Source organism: Microbulbifer sp. CAU 1566 (assembly GCF_023156515.1).
Classification (GTDB): Bacteria; Pseudomonadota; Gammaproteobacteria; order Pseudomonadales; family Cellvibrionaceae; genus Microbulbifer.
The window spans coordinates 162938-188443 of record NZ_JALNMG010000003.1; the positions used below are offsets into that span (position 1 = coordinate 162938).

A 25506-nucleotide genomic window follows, 5' to 3' on the forward strand; every position below is an offset into this window, starting at 1 on the left:
GTCCCGGTCACGGAATATACAGGCACCTCAAACGATTGGAACAGGAGAAATACCCGATGCGTTTTAAGTCTCTCGCCATTGCCGCCCTGCTCGCGCTACCCGTATCTGCTTTTGCCGACTGGCAACTGGTCGGCGATGACTCCCGTGTCAACTTCGTGTCGGTAAAGAAATCGACCATCGCCGAAACCCACCACTTCAAGGGGTTGAGCGGCAGTATTTCCGACGACGGCAAGGCTGAGCTGAGCATTGATCTCGCGAGTGTCGAGACCAATATCCCGATTCGCAATGAACGTATGCAGAAGTTGCTGTTTGAAACAGCACAGTTTGCCAAAGCGACCATATCTGCCAGTGTGGACGCGGCGAAGCTGAAGGGCCTTCAGCTCGGGCAGTCCATGTCGGTGAGTGCGGATGTCACTGTGGATGTGCACGGCCAGCAGAAAACCGAGAAGGCCGACCTCCAGGTGACCGGCCTCGCGGGTAACCAGGTACAGGTAACCACCAATGCCCCCATTATTGTGAATGCCGGCAATTACAAACTGCTGGAAGGTATTGAGAAGCTGCGTGAGGTGGCGGGTCTCGACAGCATCAGCCCCATCGTACCGGTGACAGTCAAACTGGTATTCAAACAGGGCTAATCAGCCCCTTCGCCCCGCAGACTGCGACGCACTGCGGGGCGATACCGCTTTTCCACACCTCCAGTAGCGTTCGAATCCCCGGACTTGCCCCTCTCCCACTATCTTCCCCCCACTATCTTCCCCCTGCGATCTTTCCCACAAATCCGCTAGAATCCACACCATCTCGAAACCCGATCACTCGAAACCCGATCAAAGGTATGTATCCATGGCATCACTACAGGATCAACTGCTCAAGGCAGGCCTGGTAGATGGCAAGAAAGCCAAGCAGATCAGCAAGGAAAAGCGCAAGCAGAACAAAGTGGCCAAGAAGTCTGGCGAAACCCAGGTCGACGAGGCCAAACAGGCCGCGGAAGTAGCGCGTGCCGCCAAGATTACCCGCGACCGGGAGCTGAATGCCGAACGCGAAGCCGCCGCGCAGCAAAAGGCGGTTGCCGCCCAGATCAAGCAGTTGATCGAGCGCCACAAGCAATCCAAGGGCGCGAAAGGCCAGGACGACATCGCCTACCACTTCACCTTCGACAAGAAAGTGAAAAAGATCTACGTCTCTAGCGCGGTACAGGAACACCTCACCGCAGGACGACTTCTGATTGTGGGAGAGGGAGACCAGTTCGAGCTGGTGCCACGTGTCGTTGCCGACAAAATCGCCGAGCGCAATCCGGCCATGGTTGTCCAGCCGCCGGAGAATAGCACTGTCGTAGACGAGGATGATCCCTACGCGGGCTACGAGATTCCCGACGACCTGATGTGGTAATACCGCAGTTTTTGCCATGACAGATACAGACCCCGTCATCGCCCAGGTCGAACAGTGGCTGCAGGATGTAGTAGTCGGACTCAACCTGTGCCCATTCGCGCGCAAGCCCATGCGCGCGGGACAAATTCGCTTTGTGGTGAGCGACGCCACCAGTGATCAGGTGTTGCTGGAGGAACTGCAGGATGAGTTCCAGGTTCTGGACCGCACGTCACCAGAGGAAGTGGAAACGACTCTACTGATCCTGCCCACCCACCTGCAGGATTTTCACCACTACAATTTTTTCCTGGGGGAAGCAGAGCTGCTTATACAGCGGGAAGGCTATGAGGGCACCTACCAGGTCGCGAGCTTTCACCCCCACTACCAGTTCGCTGGCACCCGGCCGGACGACGGGGAAAACCTCACCAATCGCTCCCCTTACCCTATTCTTCACCTGTTGCGGGAAGAAAGCCTGGAGCGGGGCTTAAAGAACTACCCGGACCCGGAGAGCATCCCCCACAACAATATCCTGCGGGTGGAAGCGCTGACGGACAGCGAGAAGCGCGCGCTGTTTCCCTACCTGTTTTCGCCCTGACATCCCGCGGTTACCCCGAACAGCCGGCATAGTTATCACGCAGCTCGGTAAACGCCTGGTACTGGGTAAAGAAAATTTTTCCGGAAATTTCCTTAAGGAAGCCGCTGCGCTGCAGGCTGTCCATTACCGGGCCCTTCACTTCCGAGAGATGCAGGCAAATCCCACTCTCCGCCAACTGGAGATTGACGGATTCCAGTGTTTCGAGCGCACTCCAGTCGATCTCATTCACCGCACTGCAGATCAGGATCACGTGGCGGATTGCCGGGTTGGCCGCCACATCCGCGTAAATGCGCTCTTCCAGAAAGGCCGCATTGGAAAACATCAGACTCTCATCAACACGAATCGCGAGAATCTGCGGTACCGTGAGCACCTTGTGCCGTTTGATATTGCGGAAATGTTCGGTGCCCTCCACCAGTCCCACCTCGGCAATATGCGGTTTTGAGGTGCGATACAGGAACAACACCACGGAGGCCCCAACCCCACAAGACACCCCCGCCTCCACACCGAACAGCAGGGTGATCACGATGGTGACCAGCACCGCAAAGAAATCACTGGGCGAAAAACGCCAGGTCTTTCGCAGAATGGAAAAATCCACCAGGGACAGGACCGCCACGATAATAGTGGCCGCCAGGGTGGCTTTCGGCAGGTAGTAGAGATAAGGGGTCAAAAACATCGCGGCCAGCGCGATACCAATGGCGGTCAGTACACTGGCAAGTTGCGTTTCCGCACCCGCATCAAAGTTGACCACGGAACGGGAAAAGCCACCGGTAACCGGAAAACCACCGGAAAATCCCGCGGCCAGGTTCGCCGTTCCCAGCCCGATCAACTCCTGGTTCATATCGACTTTCTGGCGGCGCTTGGCGGCCAGGGTTTTGCCAACGGAGATGGATTCCACATAGCCAATGATCGAAATCATGATTGCAGGAATCCAGAGCTGCTCAATCAGTGCCAGTGAAAAACTCGGCCAGCCGAAGCTCGGCAACCCACTGGGGATGACGCCTACCAGTTGCACACCCTTGTCCTCGAGATTCAGACCTGCCGCGAGGAAAATGGTAATGATCACCCCAACCACCGGCGCGGCCTTTACCAGCAGTGCCGCGGAATTTTGTGACAGAGACAGTCGCTGCAAAAGACGTACCGCACCACTGCGCGACCAGAACAGGAACAGCACAACCCCAACACCCAGCAATAGGGAGTAGAGGTTGAGGTTACCGAGCCCTGTGAACATGGAGTGCAGCAACTCTGGCAAGTTGTCGCCTTGCGCAGAAACCCCCATCAGGTGCTTGAGCTGGCTGAATGCAATGAGCACACCGGATGCGGTAATAAAACCGGAAATGACCGGGTGCGAAAGGAAATTGGCGAGAAAACCAAGGCGCAATACACCCAGCAAGAGCAGGAACAGGCCGGACAGTGTTGCCAGCAGCATGGCTGCCAGCAGGTAATCCGCCGAATTCTGTGCGGCTACCTGCCCCAGTGCAGCGGCACTCATCAATGAGGCAACCGCGACCGGCCCCACGGAAAGGGTGCGGCTACTGCCGAACAGCGCATACGCCACCAGCGGCGCGATACTCGCGTAGAGCCCCACTTCCGCCGGCAGCCCCGCCAGCAAGGCGTAAGCCAATGACTGCGGGATCAGCATGATGGTAACAATCACCGCCGCCAGTGAGTCCCTGGACAGAGCCGCAAGGGAGTAATTGGGGAGCCAGCGAGCTGCGGGAAGGAACCGGCTCAGCAGGCGCCCAGAACCGCTTTTGAATACCTCGTTCACCGGTATGAGTCCTCAGGTGAAACCTTAATAGGTCACCAACACGCCGCTAATATCGAAACCCGCCTTTTGCGCGGCCTGCTGCAGCAGTTTCTTGTCTGCACTATTCAGGCAGCCGGCCGCGGCCCACAGGTTGCACGAGCGGTTGCCGGTACGGCAGAAGGCATGCACTTTTTTGCCGCTGCTCAAAAGCTTGGCAAACGCTTCACTGTGCGCCGGCTGCATCTGGCCGCGGGAAAACGGAATGGCGACAAACGTCATGCCCTCCGCCGCAACCGCCTGCTCCAGCTCGGCAAAGGACGGCTGCCCTTCCGCTTCCTGCTCCGGGCGATTGCACACAACCACTTCCACTCCGGCTTTTGCCAGGGTCGCCATTTCATCCAGTGCCGGCTCCGCCGATACGGATACCTGCGCGTCCAATTGTTTGCTATCCATCATTCGATCACTCCGACAATCACAGTTTGTTGATGGGCACCTTGAGGTACACGGTGCCATTGTCTTCCGCCGGCGGCATTTGCCCGGCGCGGATATTGACCTGGATCGACGGCAGGATCAGCCGCGGCATTCCCAGGGTGGCGTCGCGCTCACGGCGCATTTTCACGAACTCGTCTTCACTGATGCCATCGTGCAGGTGGATGTTGCTGCGCTTCTGCGCCCCCACCGTGGTTTCGTACTCGTGCTCACGGGACCCGTTTGGCGGGTAGTCGTGACACATGAACATACGGGTGCCTTCCGGCAGTGACAGCAGTTTCTGCACCGACTGATACAACACGCGGGCATCGCCCCCTGGGAAATCGCAGCGGGCACTGCCCACGTCGGGCAAGAACAGAGTGTCACCCACAAACAGGGCGTCGCCGATCAACCAGGCCATATCCGCCGGTGTGTGTCCGGGGACGTAGATCACCCGCCCCTCCAGATCACCGATATTGAAGGTGTCGCCATCGTGGAACAGGTGGTCAAACTGGGAGCCGTCGACCAGGAATTCTTTTTCCAGGTTGAAGACGTCGCGGAAGATGCCTTGGACCTGGCGAATATGCTCGCCAATGGCGATCTTGCCACCCAGTTGTTCGCGGACGAAAGGCGCCGCAGACAGATGATCCGCGTGGGCGTGGGTCTCCAGCACCCAGTCAACGGTCAACTCCTGCTCACGCACAAAGGCGACAATCTTCTCGGCGCCTTCGGTACTGGTACGCCCAGATGCCTGATCGAAGTCCAGCACAGCGTCAATCACCGCCGCGGTACCGCCGACCCGATCGAAGATCACGTAACTCCAGGTCTCCGTCGCCGGATCGAGAAAGGCCTGCACAAGCGGGCGAGTATCTGTTGCGGTCATGGTCTGCTCCCGTTCTAGCCATCATGGGAAGGACTATAGATGATTTAGGAATAAATTAATAACTACGGGAAATATACCTTCCAATATTATACTTTTCAATATAATATTTTTTACGCAACCATTAGTGAAACCACCAGATTTGCCAGAAGCAAACTCAACCGTGAAACCACCATGCCCGATACCAGTGATTTCCAGCTCGACAAAATGCGCACCGCTGCAGGAGAGGCGTCGCTGCTGCTGCGCTCCCTGGGAAACCAGGACAGACTGTTGCTGCTGTGCCAATTGAGCCAGGAAGAGCTGTGCGTCAGCGACATCGAGGAGCGACTGGCCATTCGCCAGCCGAGCCTGTCGCAACAGCTGGGGGTTTTGCGACGGGAAGGCCTAGTCACAGCCCGCAAGGAGGGAAAGCGGGTCTACTACCAGGTAGCCGACCCGAAAGTCCTGGCTCTGCTACAAACCCTGTATCAACTGTATTGCGCGGAGTAACTCAGCACCATGAACATCGACTGGAATGCATTTACCCCTTTGACCGCCCTCGCCGGCGGCGTCCTGATCGGACTCGCCAGCGCCTGGCTGATCCTGATGAATGGGCGTATCGCCGGAATCTCCGGCATTCTCGGCGGCCTGCTCAGTAACGCACGCGACGGATCCAGTAACCGTGGCTGGCAGTTCGCTTTTATTCTGGGACTGCTTGCCGGCCCGGCGATCTGGGGCCTGTTTCTCGCCCTGCCGACGATCGAGATCCGCGCCAATTACCCGGTACTGATCGCCGCTGGCCTGCTCGTTGGCATCGGCACCCGCTATGCCGCCGGCTGTACCAGTGGGCACGGTGTTTGCGGCCTGTCGCGACTGTCTCCACGATCACTGGCGGCGACCATGACCTTCATGTTTGGCGGCTTCGCCACTGTTTACGTCATTCGCCATCTCATAGGAGCCTGAAACCATGAATAAAGTGATGAACAAAGTCGCTCTTTCCGCATTTGTTTCTGGACTGATTTTCAGCTTCGGACTGCTGCTGTCCGGGATGGCCAACCCGGAAAAAGTCCTCGGCTTTCTCGACCTGTTCGGCGCCTGGGATCCATCGCTGGCGCTGGTCATGGGCGGCGCCATCGCCGTGGGCCTGCCCGCGTTTGCGATCGCTAAGAAGCGCGAACAAGCCGTGCTCGGCGGGCCGATGAACCTCCCCGGCAAACGCGAGCTCGACAAACGCCTACTGCTTGGCAGTCTGGTATTCGGCATCGGCTGGGGTCTCGCCGGCTTCTGCCCGGGCCCGGGTATTGTGGCCACAGGCGCACTGGAGATCGGTGGACTGGTGTTTGTGCTGGCCATGGTGACCGGCATGCTGGTTTTCCGCGGGCTGGAGAGCCGCCACGCGAACGGTTAAGAGAGCCGACAGGCCTGACCACACCACACGGGGCCAAACTGGCCCCCTACCCGCACCAGAGGCTATCCTGATCAAATTCCCCGGTGAATTTCATCCGCCCTCAGGACCATAACTGCACAAGTGATGCGGGCAACCCGACTAATTCCGAAATGGCTTAGAAACTACCGTCGCCAGTGGTTGCTTCCCGACCTCACCGCGGCGTTGGTTTCCGGCATGCTGCTGGTTCCCCAGGGACTGGCCTACGCACTGCTGGCAGGCCTGCCCCCCCACGTCGGACTCTATGCCAGCCTGATCCCCCTGATCGCCTATGCGGTTTTTGGCAGCAGCAGTGCCATGTCTGTGGGCCCCGCCGCGGTTCTTTCACTGATGACGGTTTCCGCGTTGAGCCCCCTGGCGGCAACTGGCAGCCCCGAATACATCAGCGCCGCCATACTGCTCACCCTCTTAAGCGGTGCGTTTCTCTTTACCATGGGCCTGTTCAAACTGGGTGCCCTGTCCAACCTCCTGAGCCACCCGGTCATCAGTGGCTTTGTATCCGGCGCAGCAGCGCTGATTATCGTCGGCCAGCTTCCCGCACTGCTCGGGGTAAAAGCCGATGGCGAGACGGCTTCGGTAAAGTTATTTCATATCCTGGAGCACTTGCCGGACGCCGATTTGCCCACCATGGCATTTGGTGTGGCCACCGCCACCATATTGATCTTCAGCCGCCTGTGGCTGCCAATGCTGCTGTTTCGCCTGGGGACGCCAAAACAATTTGCACGACTGGCGGCCCGGGTAATGCCGATGTTGCTGGTGCTCTGCGCCATCGCCCTGGTCCACTGGCTTAAATTGGGCGAGAAGCTCGATATTGTGGGCGACATTCCCGCGGGCCTCCCCAAACTGGTTGCGCCGGACTGGAACTGGGACCTGATCTACCGCCTGCTGTTACCGGCGCTGATCATCGCCCTGCTCACATTTGTGGAGAGTCTCTCGATCGCCCAGGCACTGGCGGCGCGGCGCGGCGAACGCCTGAATGCCGATGGCGAACTACTGGGGCTCGGCGCCGCCAATATCACCAGTAGCCTGTCGGGCGGGTTACCGGTCGCCGGCAGTTTCTCCCGCACCGCAGTCAATGCAGAAGCCGGCGCCGTCTCGCCCCTCGCCGGGGTACTTGCTGCACTGTTGATGGTGCCAGTGCTGCTCTACCTCACCGGAATGTTCAGTGAGCTGCCACTGACGGTACTGGCCGCGATCATCATCGTCGCTGCCGCCAGCCTGTTTGATTTTCGGGGGTTTATCCATAACTGGCGCTATGACCGCACCGATGGTATCGCTATGTTGTGCACCTTTGTCGGCGTCTTGCTGTTCGGTGTGGAAGTCGGTATCGCGCTCGGTATTGGCCTGTCGTTTGCCACCCTGATCTGGCGCAGCAGCCGGCCACACATTGCCGTGGTGGGTCGTATGCCGGGCACCGAGCATTTCCGCAATGTGTTGCGCTACGACGTGGAAACCCACCGGGACATTGTCTTTCTCAGAATCGACGAGAGCCTGTTTTTCAGTAACATCAGCGCGATCGAGGACCGCTTGCTGAGCGAATTGAAGCGCCACCCCGACACCCGGGAACTGGTACTTATCCTCTCGTCCGTCAGCCGCATCGACAGCACAGCACTGGAACGACTGCACCAAATCAACAAAGACCTGCGGGACCGGAATATCCGCCTGCACCTGACTGAGGTCAAAGGGCCCGTGCTCGACAGACTCAGCCGCTCCAAACTACTGGAAAAACTGACCGGAAGGATCTTTCTGTCGACCTACATCGCCGAACTGGCCCTGCAGAAAGAAAAACATGAAAAGGAAGCCGCAGACAAAGCCCCTGCAGAGGATGGAGACGACCTCAGCGCCAGCCAGGAAAGCGGAAGCCCCCACCCTTAAGCACGCCCCACAAACACTGCCAACCGAAACACCCTCCACCCCCCCACCGAAAACTACTACATAGCCACGACCGGTGTTTCCGAAAACTGTACGACTACGAACAATACTGGCAGAATATCCAGTACTCATCTAAACAGCGCCCGATTCGCAAAACCCGTTGCGGAATACCGATTCACAAAATCCAACCCGGAAGTACAGAGCGTTCATGTCAGGCAATACCGCACTCCTCACGGAAGAACAGCTGGCCATCGCCAATCACCCAGGTGGACACGCGAAAATTATCGCCGTAGCGGGCTCAGGGAAAACCACGGCCCTGCTTCACTACATCAAAAACCGCCTGGATGCAGGGATCAGCCCACAACATATGCTGGTTCTCATGTACAACCGCGGGGCGCGGGACGACTTCAGCAGGCGCCTGCAAGACCTCTGTCGCACCGAGAGTGAAACGCCGGATGACATCCACCAGGGGCTCCGGGCACCGGCGGTGAATACCTTCCACAGTATTGGCTACCGGCTGTACCAGCGGATGATCGCCCGGGGTCACATCAACCATGCCAACCTCACTCCACTTCCCCAGTCGCTGGTGCAATTACAGATCTGGAAAGCCATCGAGGCCTGTGCGGCGCCGGCGGATCTGGAAGATATTCGTGCACGCAAGCAGTCGGAAACCGAAGCGGCAGAGTTCTTTATCGATTACACCAAAACCATCCTCAGCGGTGATTTGAACGCTTTCCAGCAGCTCAAGCTCGGCGACGAGTACATGTACTTTCTGAAAGTATTCCGCCATTTCGAAGACTGGCGGCGTCAACAGAAGGCCGTGACTTACGCGGACCTGATTTACGACCCCGCCATCCAGTTCAGCCTGCAACCGGAAATTGCCGAGGAATACGGCAGTTATTACCAGGATATCCTGGTAGACGAGTACCAGGACATCAATGAAATCCAGCACTATTTGCTGCGGGTACTCTATGGGAAATCCGGCAACGTGATTGCCATTGGCGATCCTGACCAGACCATTTACGAATGGCGAGGCTCGCGACCAGAATTTTTGCTCAGGCTGTTCGATGGGGATTTCCCCCCATCCAACGTCTACCAGTTGAGCCGCACATTCCGCTACGGCCACAGCCTGTCTCTGGCCGCTAACCACTTCATTCACAACAATCGCGAACGCGCAGACATCTTCTGTATTTCCGGCAACCCGAAAGCAGAAACGCAATTACAGCAGGTAACCACCAACAACGAAGGCAAATGGTTGGTGGAACATGTGCGACGCAGTATCAACAGCGGTCAATCACTGCGGGACATGGCTATTCTGGTGCGGCTGTGGTCCCTCGCCGCTCCCCTGGAGCTGGCACTGCTGGCCAACAATATTCCCTACCGCTCGGGCAGCCGCAATACGGTGCTGTCGCGACGAGAGCTGCGACCACTGTTCTGGAGCCTCAATATCGCGGCCGGGCGCTTTGCGGAGCAGTCAATCAAGCGCCGCAGCCAGGGAATTTACGAGTGGTTGACCGCGCCGCATATCCGAATCGCGCGCGCGGTGCTCGAGCCTATTTGTGACAAGCTCGCACAGTTTGACAGTGGCTGGGGCAAGAAGCTGCTCACACTGATCCCCGAATCCCTCAGCCAGGCCCAGTGCAAACGCCTGCGACAACGGGCCGAACTGCTACAGCAGGTAGAAAAGTGGCGGGGCCACGGCGGTGAGCTGCTGCGCCGACAACTGGGCGAGCTCGACTATCTGAGTGGAATCGGCGAGGACGCCTTCAATCGCCAGCAAGCAGAGGAGCGGCAACAGACCATTCTGGCGTTCTGCCTGTACATGGATCAATTGCGCCTGCCGGCCAGAGAGGCGCTGGCACACCTGCAGCAACTGCAACAGCAGCATCAACAAGGCCAGCAACACAACGGTGAAAAACAACCCGACCAGGACAGCGAGGAAACACCAGAAACGCCGGATGCCATCCAGATAACCACCATGCACCAGGCCAAAGGACTGGAATGGGATCAGGTCATTATTCCCTCCCTGACGGTGCACAATATGCCCTATCAACCGCAGAGGGACTTCTCCACCCCCGCATCGACGGAGAGTGAGCGCCGCCTGATGTATGTGGCCATGACACGGGCGCGCAAACAACTTTTCCTGCTGACACCGGAAGTCGCCAGCGACAGCGCTGCACCGAAAAACAGCGGGCCACAAGACGCTGACCAGAAGCCCTCCCTGTTCATCGATGAAATGCACCTGCCACTGTGCAGGCTACTTGGGGAAACACTGCAACAGCGGCCAGACAATATCACCACCGGCGTTCCGATCACCCGGCTGGCATTGCGATACCTGGAAGCCTGCGACTACAACCCGGACATCAATGCGCCGAGAGCCGCACAGAAAAAACCGCAACTGGGGGAAAGTATTCGCCACCAGAAGCTGGGCTACGGACGGGTGATCAAATGGGAGGATTCGCGGGTGGAGATTCTGTTCAGCGACCGCCAGACCCGCCGCTTCGACTGGGACAAACTTGCGCAATTCCTGCTGTAATCATTGCGACTACAGCCTGTGAATTGCGCACCGTTTATGAGGGGGACTACTCCTCGCCTGTAGCCTGGGCGAACTGCTGGCTTACATTAAAAAACAGCGGGTACTCTTCCCCGGATTCCGGGTCGCGCACCTGCATTTTGTCGTAGATGCCCTGCTTGTCATACACGATAGACTGATCCAGAACCTGCAGGCCCTTGAGACGTACAAAGCCCCGCAACTCTGATGTGCTGATCGTCAAAAAGGCACTTTCCTGGCTTTTGCCATCGCCACTACTTTCGATCGAGGTCATCAACCCCTCCACCATATAGCGATGCTGATCTTCCCGATCAAAATCGCCCGCCTGTCCGCTGCACAAAACACCGATCATATGGGCTTCCAGGCTCATGTAATTGTACTTGAGCACCTTGTCCACATTGCGCAGGCAACCATCAAAATCCGCGGCTTCCACAGAACTGTAGGCTTCCGGTAAACCCCGCAGTTTGACGCCGCCATAGGGGTTGTATTCCGACGATTCCACAAAGGCCCGCCGCAGGCGATCAAAGTCCAGGGTAAAACTCAGCTGGTGCGCTTCCGCCAGCAGCTGCCGGTATTCACTTTGGTTCGCTTGGCGCAGCGCCCCGTCACCGCCACTGCCACTGCCACTGCCACTGCCACTGCCACTATCCTGTACACCCTGGCTGCCACAGGCAGCAAGAACCAGTGCCAAAGACGCGATCAGTCCGCGACGGAGAAAGGAAGATTCAGGAGGGAGTATTGCCATTACTTGCTTCCGTTGCCGGTTTCACCCGGATTCCAAAAAGGCCTTTTTGCTGAGTTTCCACCAGTTGAGTGCGTGGGCGCAAAAAATTGCGCAACTTGTCACGCTCCCACATGGCATCTTGATAACCCAGCTCGATCAGTTCACCCAGATAGGGTTTTTCAAACAGTAGATAACTGGCGGCGGAGGCGCCGCCACCGGACGTTGTGGCTCCGGTGGATCGAAACAGCCAGCGCAGTGCTGGTGGTAGATAGCGCACTTTGCGACCGGCGAGGCGGTCCAGGCTCTGACTGGGCTCAATCACTGCAGACTCCACTGCCCGCAGCGGCGCCAGGTCCGCCAGTGCTTTTTCGTCCACCGCATCCAGCAACAGGTTGACCCGATCCATATGCTCCAGGTCACCTTCCAGGCTATCGATAAAGGCGGCGTTGAACAGCTGCCCGCCAATCTGTGCCAGCGACGGTGAATGCCGGGCGACCTTGCGGTGCTTGCCCCAGTGCACCGGCGAACGATTATCGGACACGCCCACCACAAACACCCGGCTGGCACCCAGGTGCAGCGCGGGACTGATTGGCGCCAGCTGGCGCACTGCGCCGTCGCCAAAATATTCATCGCCAATTTTCACCGACGGAAACAGAGTGGGAATCGCCGCCGAGGCCATCAGGTGCTCCACGGTTAGCGCCGTGCGTTCACCACAGCGGCGAAAACGTCGCCACTCTTTCAAGTCTTCGCCACCCTGGAAGAAACTGACCGATTCCCCCTGGTTGTACGACATGGCATTCACACTGACGGCGCGCAGGCGCCCGTCGTCGATATTGCGCTGTATATTCCCGAATGGGATCACCTCAGTAACCAGTTCCCGCAGCGGACCGTTATCCAGCAGAGCCAGGGGCCTGCGCCGGGCGACGCCCTGATTGAACAAAGACGCCGAGATCGTCAGGATATTGCCCAGCAAACTGGTCCAGTTACTGCGATAAATATTGTCGACCGTCAGCCCCATCCACAAATCGTACAGGCGCGCCACCGCCTCTTTGAAAGTACCCGGATGGCTCGCCAGCAGCAACGCATTGACCGCACCTGCCGATGTACCACAGACAATTTTGAAGGGATGGGGTTCAGTCTCAGGCGTGAGTTCTGCCAGCGCCCTGAGCACCCCCACCTGATAGGCCGCACGGGCACCACCACCGGATAGCACCAAAGCACCGGCATCGTGTGACTGTGAAGTGGGCGGAAGGTTGACCGACAAAGTTTGCTACCAGATCGACAATATTGGGAACAGGGTTTCGAAAACACCCGGGCTGGGGGAGTTCGCTCCCAATTCAAAGTTATTGTTGCTATTCAGCATAGCAGGCGCCAGACGGGGATGGCACGACAGAGACTGCATATTGCGCGTGGATTCACATAATTTGACCAGATAAACACTACCTGGTCATATCCACAACATAACGCCCGATCCCGTGCCCGCGATGCAGGCGCGCAAGAAATTCCGGCGCCTGATCCAGGGAAATATCTTCCGCAATTTTTTCCAGCTGCTCACCGATATACCAGTCTCCGGCGAGCTTCTCCCAGACCTCGGCCTTCTTGGACAGCGGCAGTTCGACACTGTCGACACCGAGCAAGCTGATACCTCGCAGAATGAACGGAAAGACATTGGCCTGAAACTGGGCACCGGAAGCCATGCCGCACGCTGCCACACCGCCGCCGTACTTAAGGCATTTGATGACATTGAACAGTGTTTCGCCGCCCACGGTATCCACCGCCCAGGCCCACAGGGGCTTGGCAATGGCCTTGTTGGCAAAAGGCGCCAGCGTCTCACGGTCGAGCACTTTCCAGGCACCCAGCCCGGTCAGGAACTCGGCGGACTCCAGCTTGCCGGTAACCGCCGCTACCCGGAACCCCAGTTTCGCCAGAAGGGCTACCGCAATGGAACCAACACCACCGGTGGCACCTGTCACGAGGACTTCGCCATCCGCGGGTTTCGCCCCGGACTCCAGTAACTTCTCGACACAGAGGGCCGCGGTCAAACCAGCGGTGCCAAGAATCATCGCCTCGCGCAGGGACAGGCCATCCGGCAATGGCGTCACCCAGTCAGAGGGAACAGCGATACGTTCCGCCAATCCGCCCGCCGTATTCATACCAAGGTCGTAACCGGTAACCAGTACCTGGGCACCCTTGGTGAAGGCACCGCTGTCGTCCCGTAATACCTTGCCCGCGGCATCAATCCCGGGGGTATGAGGATAGTCACGTGTGACGGCGCGATTACCGAACGCAGACAGTGCATCCTTGTAGTTCAGGGAAGAATGGGAAACATCAATGACAACGGGATTCGCCGGCAGCGCCGACAGCGGGCGATCCACAATACCCTGATCGTATTTGCCCGCAGCTACCTCTTCCACCAGCATCGCGCGATATGTGTTGTCCGTCATTTCCAATTCCCTTGTTTTGCCGCCATTCCGCCCCCGCTCGCTACCAGAGCCCCACAGGTCCCCAGCAAGCGTTTACTGTGCCTGATGACGCCAGGCTGCCAGTCGCGAAAGCAGCCTTGCCAGCGCGCTCTCGATACCGGACTGCGCCGCAAAGCCAAATTTTTTGGCGATATTCTGACGCTCTTTGTACTCAATCTGATAAAGATCAGCGTTTTGCGCCCGTGACGTCAGATACTCATCGGACGTTTTCAATTCATCGATCAGCGCCAGATCCAGCGCACGCTGACCAAACCATACTTCTCCGGTTGCCACCTTGGCGATATCCAGTTGTGGCCGATATTCGGAAACAAAATGCTGGAACAAGGTATGGATTTCTTCCAGGTCACTCTGGAATTTCTCTTTTCCTTCCGGGGTATTCTCCCCGAACATAGTCACCGTGCGCTTGTATTCACCAGCGGTAAACAGTTCAAAATCCACATCGTTGCGCTGTAACAATTTGTGGAAGTTCGGCAATTGGGCAACGACGCCAATTGACCCCAGCATGGCAAAAGGTGCGGCAAGAATCCGGTCCGCCACACACGCCATCATATAACCGCCGCTGGCGGCCACTTTGTCGACCACAATCGTGAGCTTGACCCCCGCACTGCGCACGCGCGCCAACTGGCTCGCTGCCAGACCGTAATTGGCCACCATACCGCCGGGGCTTTCCAGGCACACCACGACCTCATCACGCGTTTCGGCAACCTGCAAAATCGCGGTAATTTCCTCGCGGAGATTGGAAAGCGCACTGGCCTTGATATCGCCATCGAAGTGCACCACGAATAAACGCTTGCGAAGATTGCTGTCGTCTTCTCCGGCTAACTTCTCACCGCTCTCTGCAACCTTCTCACCGCTCACGGCTACCGAGCCCGCTTCTGCATCAGCCTCGGCCTGCTCCGGCAATTTCACTTCGCGCGCCTCAGGCTGCGATTGCTTTTTTGCCGCCGCCTTATCCGCCTTGGCCTTTGCTTTCAGCTCTGCCTTGCGCTTCTTGGCCTGTTCTTTTTCTTCGGCTTTGCGGTCTTTTTCCTGCTGTTTTTTGCGCGCGTCAAATTCAGCGCTGTCCATAACCGCTTCCAGCAGAACTTCTTTCATATCCTCATAGCGGTCATTCAGGCGCGTGACGGCAATATGACCGGGTTGCCGGTCCTTCCCGTGGGCACGATTGGCCACGATAATACCGATGACGACCAACAGCGCCACGACGATTGTGACCACTTTGGCCAAAAACAATCCGTATTGACTAAGAAATTCCACTCAACCCCCAAAATCCTGATTATCGTTTCGTCAAAACCGGTTGTCGCCGGCCTACTACTGACTCGCCTTACGAGGCAGCATGTTAAATCTGGTCACTGCCACTCATTGAGTGCGGACTGAGCCTGCTGGTTGAGCGGCCGCGCCAACAGGCCGGTATGACTGATACGCACCTCGTATACGGCGCCGTCCTGCATCGGCAAGAAAGTCGCGCTGCCGTAAACGGCATCAACAATCGGCAGCCGGTTATTGGTTTCCCGCAGCCAGCTCCAGATATCCACACCGTGGTCGCTGGGATCCAGGGCGTAAACAGAGCGCTCTTTATTCCGCTCATCCTGCAAGGTCAGGTAACGGCCGCTGAGCCGATCAAGTCGGTACGCAGGCTCTATCCCCCAGCGCGCCAGTGCTCCCTTCCATTTCAGCATCCGCGCATCCAACTGCCACTGGTCACCGTGGAGCTCAAACTCCTGGGAAATACCATCCTCATCGGCAAACTTGACCATAAAATGCTGATCACCGAGGCGCTCGAAAGAAACAGTGCCAACACTGTGCTCGTTCGCCAGGTTTCGGTAACTATAGACATCCAAAGCCACCAGCACGATCAGCAGGGCTCCCGCCAGCAACACCAATCCGACGGTGCCCCGTAAAAAACCCATTAACCAGTTGCCTTTCAGCAACACTTTGCCGCCCCAGAAAACCAGCAGCAAAGCAATAAACGCAATCAAAAACGTTATGGCGATATACATGAATTTGGTCCCCGTTTACGCCTGAAATCAGCTATTTCCTGTAAAGGTTCGGATTAATTGTCCCGACAGTGTCTCGGCGGGCGGGATTATCTCCGGCACCTCATCCCGATGAAACCAGCGGGCATCCATAATTTCGTCGCGATCCGGTGTCAGCGTACCGCCGGTGCTCTCCGCCAGAAACCCGATCATCAATTGCCCCGGGAATGGCCACGACTGGCTACCAACATAATGTGGATTCGCAATTTCGAGCCCCACCTCTTCACGCACTTCCCGCGCAAGCGCCTGCTCGGCATTTTCACCCGGCTCGATAAAGCCGGCCAGTGCGGTATACATGGCGTGACGGTGGTGAGTGTGCCGGGCAAGCAGGCACTCATCGCCACGGGTCACCAGCATGATGACGCAGGGTGAAATACGAGGATATACCGCGAAACTGCAGTGTTCGCAGACGCGTGCGCGATCTTTCGGGTGGTATTCCGTCTGCAGTCCACAGCGACCACAGTACTGATGATCCAGATCCCAATTCACTACTTGCGTGGCGCGGCCAATGAAAAAAAACAGCTGTTCGTCCACGGCCCCGAGGAAGGTCCTCAAGCCCCGCCATTCAAAACCGGGAATGTCGACGCGAATCGGCAAGTGATGGACGCCACACGGAGCCCCCTGCCACTCACCGAGATAGTGACTGGCCGGGGTGCCCGCTTGCACGGGCAACACGAAGGGGAATTCAGAGTGCATTGGGCCTTGCGGCCCACAGAGGATTTCCCCATGGGATACAAGGATATGCCATTGAAACGCAGGGAGCGGCCATATGCTCCCGGCAGGGCTGAAATTTGTCATAGCGATAGATCGCAGAATGCCTTAACCGATCCCAGACTGCACCAATGCCGGCATTCAGGCAACTTCCACTGGATAACCCAGCGCCTCGAGACTTTCCACCGCAAGGTCCAGCGATTGCTTGTCGGCCTGGCGATGCAGTTTCACTTCACCCAGGTAATACTCAAGACTGATGATGGCGTCGGCAAAAATTTCCAGGGACTGCTCTACCGCCGGAGCGACATTTTTCTGGTCGATCACGGCATCGACGAAATGTACCAACCGCTCCACGACCGCCGCCGCGCGAGACAGACTCAGAACCACCAAGCCACCGCGCACGCTGTTGAGGGTGGTGGAGACATTGCGAATATGGCCGTGATCAAAGCCGGAATCCGCATAAGAGGCCAGCGCCCGCTTGATCAGCGACAAGCCCGCTTCGGCCTCTTTTAGCACCGCGAGTTCCGCTTCTGCCAGCTGACTGCGTTCAAGTGCAATATCCGCCTGTCCGGTTTCATCCAACTCGATCGTGGAAGTCTGGCGCAGCGCGCGAATGGTGCCGTCGACCGTCAGGATCTGATTGGTAAGCTGCTGCAGGGCGTTGTCTGCCGCACGCCCACCCGCAGCGGCACAGCTTTGGTATGCAGTAAGCGAGCCGCCCAAATTCTCACCTATTCGGCGGAAATTAAGCAGGATCAGGGTGTTGGAAATTTTACGCAGGGTGTCTACCAGACCACCCTCTTCATCCAGGTTACTGAGACCGATCATCTCGGCATCATCGAGCATCCGGCGCACTCCGGAAAGCTCCTCATCCAGGGCGTTGGCAACCGCCGCAATCGCCGTAGCACCCGGGCCGCCGAGACTGGCTCTGTCACGCTCAAGCTCGGGCTCGCGATAGCCCAGCGGTTTGACGCCGAACACCTGCAACAGCCTTTCCCCATGTCCGGAGGGACCGGACAAAGCCAACCAATAGAGGCTCTCTTTAATCAATACCGGCGGCGCCGGCTGATCCAGCGCGGCGTCACCATCGCGACAAATATTGCGCAGGCGGCGATCCAGCATACTGAACACCATAACCCGCTGGCGATTGACCAACATCTCGCGGTCCGCCATCGCGGAGATAGCCGCACCCGAAACAGACCAAAGCTTGCCGTTAGGACGCCCGGCACACACGCTGGCGATACGCTGCAACGCGCGCGACATCATGGTATACGCCGGCCCGCGAGGCTTGCCTTTCAGCAACGCCAACAGTCCCACCTGATACATATGGCGGAACCGGCGTACAAAGGATTTGAGATCTTCTGACATGACCGCGGAGGACACCGCTCCCGGCATATTTGCGTCCAGGCGGCAGCGCAGGAAGTGACTTTCAGGTACCGGAGCCTGTGCCCGCGCGAGTCGCAGGCTATTGATATAGGGCACCAGCAACTCTGGACGAGCGCTGGCCCGGTTCTGTACAAAATCCAGATAGCGGGTCAGTACATAGAAAGCGGTACCGACACCTTCGAGTAGCTCATCTGGTGACTGCTGTCGGTCTTGCAGCAGGTCTCCCATGGCGGTGAGCATTTCCTGGGCCAGCAGCTCGGCTGCCGTCAGTTGAACCATCTGCAGCACGCCGGCAACTTGTCGCAGCCGCTGAATGCACTGTTCAAGTGCCTGCTTATTGCCATGATCGGCTGCAAACTGATCCAGGTAACCGGTAGCGCCTTCAATACTCGCCACAAGTTCTTCTTTTACCAGGCTAACGGACGTCAGGTTGATTTCGCGCAATTCACTCAATGCCTACACCACTGCAATTGTCTTTATATTTTTACCCGCCCGGTATTCGGGGGCATCCAGCACACTCCGCGGCCATTACTAGGATAACTGAGCCATCAGGCGGCAGTTGCACGGAGCGGTTTTGCAAAGCCGCCAATATACAGCTTTGCGCATTCGGTTTCGTGTACAAAACCCCGGCAGCTAGGGCAATTTATACCAAACCGCCCAAGAGTCCACCTTTATGGACTCAATTTCCATCGATCAATCAACAAAACTCATCCTTGCTGATGGCAACTGGTTAAACCAATTGAATTTTCCCCCGGAACTGGTTAGGTTTCCGGGGCGACCCCCCAGCAGTATCGGGACGGGGCTCACGGAGAACCAAGGAAGTAACCCATAATGAACACCCTAAACCAATCCCTGTCACGTTCCGGAAGCGGCATCGGCCGAGCCTTCAGCGAGAACTTCCTCGGCGAAGCACCCGACTGGTACAAGCTGACCATTGCTGTATTTTTGATCATCAACCCTATCCTGCTGCACACCACCTCGCCATTTATTACCGGATGGGTGCTGATTGGTGAATTTATATTCACCCTGGCCATGGCACTCAAGTGCTACCCACTGCAGCCCGGGGGCCTTCTCGCCATTGAAGCCGTACTACTGGGCATGACCAGTAGCAACGCGGTGTATCGCGAAGTGACCGACAATATACAGGTCATCCTGCTGCTGATGTTCATGGTGGCCGGTATCTACTTTATGAAGAACCTGCTGCTGTACGTATTTACCAAACTGTTAATCAACGTACGCTCCAAAACCACCCTATCCCTACTGTTCTGTGGAGTTTCCGCGGTGCTGTCAGCATTCCTCGATGCACTGACCGTTACCGCAGTATTGATCAGTGTCGCCGTCGGCTTTTATGCGGTTTATCACAAAGTGGCGTCAAACCGACAAACCCATCCGGAACACGACCACTCTTCCGATGAAGAAGTGGTGGAATACCACCGCTCAGATCTGGATCAGTTCCGCTCCTTCCTGCGCAGCCTGATCATGCATGGCGCCGTCGGTACCGCACTGGGCGGTGTCTGTACCCTGGTTGGCGAACCGCAAAACCTGCTGATTGCGGAAAAGGCGGGCTGGGACTTCCTGCACTTCTTCCTCTATATGGCCCCGGTCACCATGCCCGCGCTGCTCGCGGGCCTCCTGACCTGCTTTATATTGGAAAAAAGCAAAATGTTCGGTTACGGGGCAAAGCTGCCAAACGCTGTGCGCGAAGTACTCTCCAACTTCGCGGTAGAACAGGAACAGAAACGTACCCAACGGGATGTTGTGGAGCTGTGGGTGCAAGGCATAGTTGCAGTGATCCTGGTGCTGTCACTGGCCTTCCACGTCGCCGAAGTGGGCATCATCGGCCTGATGATCATCGTACTGCTCACGGCATTCAACGGCGTCATTCAGGAAGCGCGTATCGGCCATGCCTTTGAAGAAGCCCTGCCCTTCACCGCCCTACTGGTAGTCTTTTTTGCCATCGTAGCAGTCATCCACGAGCAGCACCTGTTTGAGCCGGTCACCCACTTTGTACTTGGCCTTGAACCGGAGCAACAGCCAGGCATGCTGTTTTTGGCCAATGGCATTTTATCCATGATCAGTGACAACGTATTCGTGGCAACGGTTTACATCAACGAAGTGAAAGCCGCGCTCACGGCAGGCGATATCACTCGCGAACATTTTGACAAGCTGGCCATCGCCATCAATACCGGCACCAACCTGCCGAGTGTTGCCACACCCAATGGACAGGCGGCATTCCTGTTCCTGCTCACCTCTGCACTGGCGCCGCTGATCCGCCTTTCCTACGGTCGCATGGTCATTATGGCTCTGCCTTACACCATCGTGCTGAGCATTGTGGCCCTGCTTTGTGTGATTTACGCCATCTAAGCGAGCTAACTGAATCCCACTGCCGGGATTTATGCACGAATTAAAAAGGGGCCCCAAAGGGCCCCTTTTTTGTATTTCGCAGAACGCTGGGTTTCCCCTAGCATCAATACGTTTTACCAGAAGTGCTTACCCGCAGATTTCTCCAGCAAACCGAGAAACTGCGCATGCGCTTCCTGCTCCTCTGGGCTGGCCTGCAGCACGGATAAGCGGGCGCGCTCTGCACTCAAGCGTCGAATCGAACCCACCTCCATCTGTTCTGTTTTGCTTTCTTCCTCATCACCACCCTTGTCGGCCCCCGCCAAGGCGAGATCCGTTTGCCCACCGGTCATGATCAGATAGACATCCGCCAGGATCTCAGCATCGAGCAATGCGCCGTGGAGATCCCGCTGGGAGTTGTCTACGAAGTAGCGCTTACACAGCGCATCCAGGTTATTTTTCTGGCCGGGGTGCTTTTCCCGGGCCAATGCCAGGGTATCAAGCACACCGCAATGCGCCGCTACATTCTGCCAGCGAGGATTGCCAAGCCGTTTCAACTCGGCATTGATGAAGCCCACATCGAAGGGGGCATTGTGAATGACCAACTCTGCACCATCGCAAAAGGTCATAAACTCATCAGCAACCTGAGAAAAGACAGGCTTATCAACCAGGAATTCATTGGTGATACCGTGAACTTCGATGGCCCCGTCATCTACCTGCCGCTCCGGATTAATGTATTGATGATAATGGCGACCAGTCAATTTCCGATTGATCAGTTCGACACAACCAATTTCAATAATCCGGTGTCCGGATTTAGGATCCAGACCTGTGGTTTCGGTATCCAGTACTATCTGGCGCATCGGATTAATCCCCCAACTCATCAATTCCGCGGTTTGCAAGTGCATCGGCGCGCTCGTTGCCCGGATTTCCCGCATGCCCCTTTACCCAGTGCCACTGCACTTCGTGACGGGCGATGGCATCATCCAGGGCCTGCCAAAGATCGGCGTTTTTCACCGGCTTTTTATTGGCGGTCTTCCATCCATTCCTTTTCCAGTTGTGGATCCAACCGGTTATCCCCTGGCGCACGTACTGGGAATCCGTGTGCAGGTCTACCGTACAGCGCTGATTCAATGCAGCCAGCGCCTGGATTGCAGCCATCAGCTCCATGCGATTGTTGGTGGTCAGTGACTCCCCTCCACACAGCTCTTTTTCTGCACCGCCGCTCATCAGCAATGCTCCCCAGCCGCCCGGGCCGGGATTTCCCCGGCAGGCGCCATCGGTATAAATGGTAACTTGTTTCAAACCGGGCTCTTGTAATTCGAATTGTATTCAAGACAAGGATACGCCGCATTGAATGCAAGCATTTGCACTCAGCGCGTTCGTTTTTGGTGGCGATCTCTGGCGGCAACTCGAGGGCTGCTGGGCACCACACTCAAAGCAGGCTTTTTTTCACCGCGCCAGTTAATTTTGATGGTGCGCATACGTGCGACTTCTTTGCGCGCGACTATGAGGTAAAAGCCACCCCAGGGCAAGTGCCAGCGGTTACCCAAGCGCTCCATCCAGGCCGTCTTGGCCAGCAGGTCACGGTGCTGCAATGGCAGCCGGAAAAAACCCCGTTCGACCGGTGCCGCCTGCAGGTCCAACAGATTCATCCAGTCAGCTACCCGCGCCGCGCGCAACTGATTGCCCTTCTGGTAGATGCTCGAGGACCCAAAGATACGTGTAAGCCCCAACAACGAGAAGGGATTGAAGCCGATCAGCACCATGTGTCCCCCAGGAATCAGCACCCGCGCCGCTTCGCGCAACACCTGGTGGGGATGGGGAGCAAAGTCCAGCATGTGGTGCAAAATCACCACATCGATAGATTCCGCTGGCAGCGGCAGCTGTTCGAACTCCACCAGCGCCGCGCCACCACCCTCAACACAAGGGCTCAGGCGAAAGCGGTGATTGATCCGGCTACAGGCCGCAAAGTCTACCTGCTCCGCTACACTGGCCTGCATCAGGTGGTAGCCGAACAAGCGCTCTACCAGCGGCTGAACCAGGGCGAGCTGCTGCGTGAGAATTTCCTGACCCAAGCCACCCTTGAACCAATCGCTTAGCTCCGGGCAAGACTGAGATAGCGGCGGCAATTGAGCACCGCCGCGCTCGAACAGAGATGTAAACTCCGATTTCCGCCCCATCTGGCAGCTCCTTTTGCGGCTCCTCGAATTATGGGTCACAAGCGACCGAAAACACTGCCAACTGCAGGACCCGTCAGGTCAGCGGCCCCAAACAGCTGGACTCTCTATGTTAAGGTTGCGACATCCAGTAGGTTAGCGAGACACAGCAATGATCACAATCCACCCAATTCCTGCATTTAGCGATAACTATATCTGGCATTTGCAGCAAAGTGGCGAAATAAGTAGCGAAACAGGTAACGAAAACGCCCAGCAAAACTGGGTGGTAGACCCCGGGGATGCCGCGCCAGTGATGGCGGCATTGGGGGATTCGCCGCTAACGGGCATCCTTTTGACCCACCACCATTTCGACCATACTGGCGGTGTCGAAGCGCTGAAAAAGGCGTTCGACTGCCCGGTCTATGGCCCCGGCAGTATTGCAGGTGTCACCCACCCCCTGAATGATGGCGATACATTAGACTTGATGGGCTGCCACTGGGACGTTATCGCGGTACCCGGTCACACCCTCGACCACATCGCACTGATACTTCGGGATGATGCCATTACCCACCTCTTCTGCGGCGACACCCTCTTTGCCGCCGGCTGTGGACGTCTGTTCGAGGGCACACCAGAACAGATGCACCATTCACTGTCCAAGCTCGCCGCTCTACCCCCGGAAACCCGGGTCTACTGCGCCCACGAGTACACGCTCTCCAACCTGAAATTTGCCGCGGCCGCTGACCCGGCCAACACGGAGGTCACCGAGCGCCAGGTGGCAGCACAGGCAATACGCCAGCGCGGCTTGCCGACACTGCCATCCACTATTGCGCTGGAGCTCGCCACCAACCCTTTCCTGCGCACCAGCGCTGACGCGGTACGGACACAGGCGATCGCGCACGGCGCCGGGGAAGCCCCATCCACTGTAGAAATATTCGCCACTTTACGACACTGGAAGGACAATTTTTAGGCAATTTGCATTGACCGGAACCAAAGACCCTCTTTAGAATCAGACAATTACAAATTAAAGCTCAAGCGTATTAATCGATAATTCAGGCGACAGGCGCCCCTGATTGGACGGCGCCCGCTACACGCTTGGCAAAAAGATAACGACAGACTGCGGACACCAGCATGGTTTATAAGAAATTTGCCGTTGCAATTCTGGCAACGGCAGTGGGGGCCTGCGCGCAACTCGATTCTGCGCCGCAATCCGGCAGCTCGAGCCACACCACCCCCGGGGCTGGCGAGGTCGAAAACAGCCAGGTTCAGGATATCAGCCAGAACATTCTGAGCGCGGCCGAACCGGCGCTGCCACCGAAGGATATCTGGCAGCGACTGCGACAGGGCTTCTCCCTCGATCGCGAGATCCAACGCCCGAAGGTCCAAGACTACGTCAAGTATTTCTCATCCAACCAGGGCTATATGGCCCGAGTGACCGAACGTTCTCGCCGCTACATCTTCCATGTAGCTGAGCAGCTGGATCAGGCCAACGTCCCCCTGGAGTTCGCACTGCTACCCATTGTGGAAAGCGCCTACGACCCATTCGCCTACTCCCATGCGCAAGCCTCCGGAATGTGGCAGTTTATTCCCGCTACCGGCAGATCTTTCGGCCTGGACCAGAACTGGTGGTATGACGGCCGCCGTGATGTCGTGGAATCCACTCGCGCCGCGTCGGAATACTTCAATTACCTGGCAGCCAAGTTCGACAATGACTGGCTGCTGGTACTCGCTGCTTACAATGCCGGCGAAGGGACCGTTCGACGGGCCATCGAGCGCAATGCACGCAGCGGCAAAGGCACCAGCTTCTGGGATCTGAAACTGCCCCGGGAAACCAAGCGCTACGTACCCCAGTTATTGGCGCTTGCCGAAGTGGTGGCGCACCCGGAGCGTTACCAGGTTCCCCTGCACGACGTGGGCAATACCCCCTACTATACGGCGGTGAATGTCGGCAGCCAGATCGATCTGGCCCAGGCCTCTGAGCTGGCGGGAATTGAAATTGAAGAACTCTACCTGCTAAACCCCGGGTATAACCGCTGGGCGACCGACCCCAACGGCAACCACCAACTGCTCATTCCCAGCGATAAAAGTGCGCAGTTTGTCGAAGCCCTGGGGAATTTACCGGCGGATAAACGGGTAAGTTGGCAGCGCTACACTGTCGCCCGCGGCGACTCGCTCTCGGTCATTGCCCGCCGCTACGAAACCACCATTGCCGCAATTCAGCAGACCAACAAACTCCGCGGCAGCAGCATCCGCGCCGGACAGACACTTCTGATCCCCAGCGCTTCCGGCCCCAGCGCCCAGTACGCTTACTCGATCGACCAGCGTGTACAGCGCCGCCAGTCATCCGGAAAAGGACAGAAAACCAGTTACACCGTTCGCCCGGGAGACACCCTCTGGGGCATTGCCCGGTCCATGGACGTCAAAGTGCGCGAACTGGCCAGCTGGAACAACATGGCACCCGGCGACACCCTCCGCCCGGGCCACAAGCTCGTCGCCTACTCCGGCAGTGGCAGCCAGACCGAGCAAAGCAGCCGAACAACCCGCAAAGTTTCCTACCGGGTACGCAATGGCGACTCTCTTTACCGGATCGCGCGCAAGTTCAGCATCGATATCAGCGACATTGTGCGCTGGAACAAAATCAGCAAGAAAGGCTACCTTCAGCCGGGTCAGCGATTGACCCTCTTCGTAGACAGCGCATCCAACGGCTGACGAACGCTTCCCCAAACCCGAATGCTGTACGCGCCTGAAACCTCCGGCACGCACAGCACGAGGAAC

At 57.3% G+C, this 25506-nt stretch carries 24 protein-coding genes; 11 read left to right on the forward strand and 13 right to left on the reverse strand.

Annotated elements, in window-relative coordinates; all coding sequences use genetic code 11:
* Positions 1 to 56: 56 nt before the first annotated feature.
* From M0G74_RS09100 to M0G74_RS09110, 3 genes are all read left to right on the forward strand, one after another.
* Positions 57 to 635 (forward strand): YceI family protein, encoded by a 579-nt coding sequence (locus M0G74_RS09100; RefSeq protein WP_248216295.1) that lies wholly within the window; start codon positions 57 to 59, stop codon positions 633 to 635.
* A 205-nt stretch (positions 636 to 840) separates the two neighbouring features.
* The gene (locus M0G74_RS09105) at positions 841 to 1386 is read left to right on the forward strand and encodes a DUF2058 domain-containing protein (RefSeq protein WP_248216296.1); all 546 of its coding nucleotides are present in this window, start codon (positions 841 to 843) and stop codon (positions 1384 to 1386) included.
* A gap of 16 nt (positions 1387 to 1402) precedes the next feature.
* Positions 1403 to 1957, forward strand: coding sequence for a DUF1415 domain-containing protein (locus tag M0G74_RS09110; RefSeq protein WP_248216297.1), 555 nt, complete (start codon positions 1403 to 1405; stop codon positions 1955 to 1957).
* 10 nt (positions 1958 to 1967) lie between these two features.
* On the opposite strand, the gene sulP (M0G74_RS09115) is transcribed toward M0G74_RS09110, so the two are convergent.
* From sulP (M0G74_RS09115) to M0G74_RS09125, 3 genes are read right to left on the reverse strand one after another with little or no spacing between them, the layout of a single operon-like run.
* A complete protein-coding gene (sulP, locus tag M0G74_RS09115) occupies positions 1968 to 3725 on the reverse strand; it encodes a sulfate permease (protein ID WP_248216298.1) in 1758 nt (585 codons plus the stop codon).
* A 24-nt stretch (positions 3726 to 3749) separates the two neighbouring features.
* Complete coding sequence (locus M0G74_RS09120) at positions 3750 to 4160, reverse strand: TIGR01244 family sulfur transferase (protein ID WP_248216299.1); 411 nt, start codon at positions 4158 to 4160, stop codon at positions 3750 to 3752.
* Between the two features lie 16 nt (positions 4161 to 4176).
* Positions 4177 to 5055, reverse strand: a complete 879-nt coding sequence (locus M0G74_RS09125) for an MBL fold metallo-hydrolase (protein WP_248216300.1) — start codon at positions 5053 to 5055, stop codon at positions 4177 to 4179.
* 171 nt (positions 5056 to 5226) lie between these two features.
* Between M0G74_RS09125 and M0G74_RS09130 the strand changes: the two genes are divergently transcribed.
* The 5 genes from M0G74_RS09130 to M0G74_RS09150 all read left to right on the forward strand — a co-directional run bounded on the left by M0G74_RS09130 (position 5227) and on the right by M0G74_RS09150 (position 10883).
* Complete coding sequence (locus M0G74_RS09130; RefSeq protein WP_248216301.1) at positions 5227 to 5541, forward strand: metalloregulator ArsR/SmtB family transcription factor; 315 nt, start codon at positions 5227 to 5229, stop codon at positions 5539 to 5541.
* Between the two features lie 9 nt (positions 5542 to 5550).
* The gene (locus M0G74_RS09135) at positions 5551 to 5994 is read left to right on the forward strand and encodes a YeeE/YedE family protein (RefSeq protein ID WP_248216302.1); all 444 of its coding nucleotides are present in this window, start codon (positions 5551 to 5553) and stop codon (positions 5992 to 5994) included.
* Between the two features lie 4 nt (positions 5995 to 5998).
* The gene (locus M0G74_RS09140; RefSeq protein WP_248216303.1) at positions 5999 to 6439 is read left to right on the forward strand and encodes a DUF6691 family protein; all 441 of its coding nucleotides are present in this window, start codon (positions 5999 to 6001) and stop codon (positions 6437 to 6439) included.
* A 123-nt stretch (positions 6440 to 6562) separates the two neighbouring features.
* Positions 6563 to 8350, forward strand: coding sequence for a sulfate permease (gene sulP / locus M0G74_RS09145; RefSeq protein WP_248216699.1), 1788 nt, complete (start codon positions 6563 to 6565; stop codon positions 8348 to 8350).
* Between the two features lie 205 nt (positions 8351 to 8555).
* Complete coding sequence (locus M0G74_RS09150; RefSeq protein ID WP_248216304.1) at positions 8556 to 10883, forward strand: ATP-dependent helicase; 2328 nt, start codon at positions 8556 to 8558, stop codon at positions 10881 to 10883.
* A 46-nt stretch (positions 10884 to 10929) separates the two neighbouring features.
* Here M0G74_RS09150 and M0G74_RS09155 read toward each other — a convergent pair whose 3' ends face one another.
* From M0G74_RS09155 to M0G74_RS09185, 7 genes are all read right to left on the reverse strand, one after another.
* Positions 10930 to 11643, reverse strand: a complete 714-nt coding sequence (locus M0G74_RS09155; RefSeq protein WP_248216305.1) for a DUF4919 domain-containing protein — start codon at positions 11641 to 11643, stop codon at positions 10930 to 10932.
* Positions 11624 to 12886 (reverse strand): patatin-like phospholipase family protein, encoded by a 1263-nt coding sequence (locus M0G74_RS09160; RefSeq protein ID WP_248216306.1) that lies wholly within the window; start codon positions 12884 to 12886, stop codon positions 11624 to 11626. Before M0G74_RS09160 ends, M0G74_RS09155 begins: the two co-directional genes overlap by 20 nt.
* Before the next feature lie 175 nt (positions 12887 to 13061).
* The gene (locus M0G74_RS09165) at positions 13062 to 14066 is read right to left on the reverse strand and encodes a YhdH/YhfP family quinone oxidoreductase (RefSeq protein WP_248216307.1); all 1005 of its coding nucleotides are present in this window, start codon (positions 14064 to 14066) and stop codon (positions 13062 to 13064) included.
* 72 nt (positions 14067 to 14138) lie between these two features.
* The gene (sohB, locus tag M0G74_RS09170) at positions 14139 to 15362 is read right to left on the reverse strand and encodes a protease SohB (protein WP_248216308.1); all 1224 of its coding nucleotides are present in this window, start codon (positions 15360 to 15362) and stop codon (positions 14139 to 14141) included.
* 92 nt (positions 15363 to 15454) lie between these two features.
* Complete coding sequence (locus M0G74_RS09175) at positions 15455 to 16105, reverse strand: cation/multidrug efflux pump (RefSeq protein WP_160153892.1); 651 nt, start codon at positions 16103 to 16105, stop codon at positions 15455 to 15457.
* 27 nt (positions 16106 to 16132) lie between these two features.
* Positions 16133 to 16837 carry an NAD(+) diphosphatase gene (gene nudC / locus M0G74_RS09180; protein WP_248216309.1) on the reverse strand — a complete coding sequence of 235 codons (705 nt, stop codon included), beginning with the start codon at positions 16835 to 16837 and terminating at the stop codon, positions 16133 to 16135.
* 156 nt (positions 16838 to 16993) lie between these two features.
* On the reverse strand, positions 16994 to 18691 hold the full coding sequence (locus M0G74_RS09185) for a hypothetical protein (protein ID WP_248216310.1): 1698 nt from the start codon (positions 18689 to 18691) through the stop codon (positions 16994 to 16996).
* 378 nt (positions 18692 to 19069) lie between these two features.
* Here M0G74_RS09185 and nhaB point away from each other — a divergent pair, with 378 nt between their 5' ends.
* Positions 19070 to 20602 (forward strand): sodium/proton antiporter NhaB, encoded by a 1533-nt coding sequence (nhaB, locus tag M0G74_RS09190; protein WP_248216311.1) that lies wholly within the window; start codon positions 19070 to 19072, stop codon positions 20600 to 20602.
* A gap of 113 nt (positions 20603 to 20715) precedes the next feature.
* Here nhaB and dnaQ read toward each other — a convergent pair whose 3' ends face one another.
* The 3 genes from dnaQ to M0G74_RS09205 form a co-directional block, all read right to left on the reverse strand.
* Positions 20716 to 21438, reverse strand: coding sequence for a DNA polymerase III subunit epsilon (gene dnaQ, locus M0G74_RS09195; protein ID WP_160154978.1), 723 nt, complete (start codon positions 21436 to 21438; stop codon positions 20716 to 20718).
* A gap of 4 nt (positions 21439 to 21442) precedes the next feature.
* Entirely contained in the window at positions 21443 to 21880 is a 438-nt protein-coding gene (rnhA, locus tag M0G74_RS09200) for a ribonuclease HI (protein WP_248216312.1), read from the reverse strand.
* Between the two features lie 68 nt (positions 21881 to 21948).
* The gene (locus M0G74_RS09205; RefSeq protein WP_160153897.1) at positions 21949 to 22758 is read right to left on the reverse strand and encodes a class I SAM-dependent methyltransferase; all 810 of its coding nucleotides are present in this window, start codon (positions 22756 to 22758) and stop codon (positions 21949 to 21951) included.
* A gap of 148 nt (positions 22759 to 22906) precedes the next feature.
* Between M0G74_RS09205 and gloB the strand changes: the two genes are divergently transcribed.
* Together gloB and M0G74_RS09215 are read left to right on the forward strand one after the other, a co-directional pair.
* On the forward strand, positions 22907 to 23701 hold the full coding sequence (gene gloB, locus M0G74_RS09210; protein WP_248216313.1) for a hydroxyacylglutathione hydrolase: 795 nt from the start codon (positions 22907 to 22909) through the stop codon (positions 23699 to 23701).
* A gap of 161 nt (positions 23702 to 23862) precedes the next feature.
* Positions 23863 to 25440 carry a LysM peptidoglycan-binding domain-containing protein gene (locus M0G74_RS09215; protein ID WP_160153899.1) on the forward strand — a complete coding sequence of 526 codons (1578 nt, stop codon included), beginning with the start codon at positions 23863 to 23865 and terminating at the stop codon, positions 25438 to 25440.
* The last annotated feature ends 66 nt before the right edge of the window (positions 25441 to 25506 follow it).

Excerpts from the sequence above, each read along its gene's own strand:
- M0G74_RS09100 (WP_248216295.1), top strand. The coding sequence starts at position 57 with ATGCGTTTTAAGTCTCTCGCCATTGCCGCCCTGCTCGCGCTACCCGTA.
- M0G74_RS09105 (WP_248216296.1), top strand. The coding sequence starts at position 841 with ATGGCATCACTACAGGATCAACTGCTCAAGGCAGGCCTGGTAGATGGC.
- M0G74_RS09110 (WP_248216297.1), top strand. The coding sequence starts at position 1,403 with ATGACAGATACAGACCCCGTCATCGCCCAGGTCGAACAGTGGCTGCAG.
- M0G74_RS09120 (WP_248216299.1), bottom strand. The coding sequence starts at position 4,160 with ATGATGGATAGCAAACAATTGGACGCGCAGGTATCCGTATCGGCGGAG.
- M0G74_RS09125 (WP_248216300.1), bottom strand. The coding sequence starts at position 5,055 with ATGACCGCAACAGATACTCGCCCGCTTGTGCAGGCCTTTCTCGATCCG.
- M0G74_RS09130 (WP_248216301.1), top strand. The coding sequence starts at position 5,227 with ATGCCCGATACCAGTGATTTCCAGCTCGACAAAATGCGCACCGCTGCA.
- M0G74_RS09135 (WP_248216302.1), top strand. The coding sequence starts at position 5,551 with ATGAACATCGACTGGAATGCATTTACCCCTTTGACCGCCCTCGCCGGC.
- M0G74_RS09140 (WP_248216303.1), top strand. The coding sequence starts at position 5,999 with ATGAATAAAGTGATGAACAAAGTCGCTCTTTCCGCATTTGTTTCTGGA.
- sulP (WP_248216699.1), top strand. The coding sequence starts at position 6,563 with ATGCGGGCAACCCGACTAATTCCGAAATGGCTTAGAAACTACCGTCGC.
- M0G74_RS09150 (WP_248216304.1), top strand. The coding sequence starts at position 8,556 with ATGTCAGGCAATACCGCACTCCTCACGGAAGAACAGCTGGCCATCGCC.
- M0G74_RS09155 (WP_248216305.1), bottom strand. The coding sequence starts at position 11,643 with ATGGCAATACTCCCTCCTGAATCTTCCTTTCTCCGTCGCGGACTGATC.
- M0G74_RS09165 (WP_248216307.1), bottom strand. The coding sequence starts at position 14,066 with ATGACGGACAACACATATCGCGCGATGCTGGTGGAAGAGGTAGCTGCG.
- M0G74_RS09175 (WP_160153892.1), bottom strand. The coding sequence starts at position 16,105 with ATGTATATCGCCATAACGTTTTTGATTGCGTTTATTGCTTTGCTGCTG.
- nudC (WP_248216309.1), bottom strand. The coding sequence starts at position 16,837 with ATGCACTCTGAATTCCCCTTCGTGTTGCCCGTGCAAGCGGGCACCCCG.
- nhaB (WP_248216311.1), top strand. The coding sequence starts at position 19,070 with ATGAACACCCTAAACCAATCCCTGTCACGTTCCGGAAGCGGCATCGGC.
- dnaQ (WP_160154978.1), bottom strand. The coding sequence starts at position 21,438 with ATGCGCCAGATAGTACTGGATACCGAAACCACAGGTCTGGATCCTAAA.
- M0G74_RS09205 (WP_160153897.1), bottom strand. The coding sequence starts at position 22,758 with ATGGGGCGGAAATCGGAGTTTACATCTCTGTTCGAGCGCGGCGGTGCT.
- gloB (WP_248216313.1), top strand. The coding sequence starts at position 22,907 with ATGATCACAATCCACCCAATTCCTGCATTTAGCGATAACTATATCTGG.
- M0G74_RS09215 (WP_160153899.1), top strand. The coding sequence starts at position 23,863 with ATGGTTTATAAGAAATTTGCCGTTGCAATTCTGGCAACGGCAGTGGGG.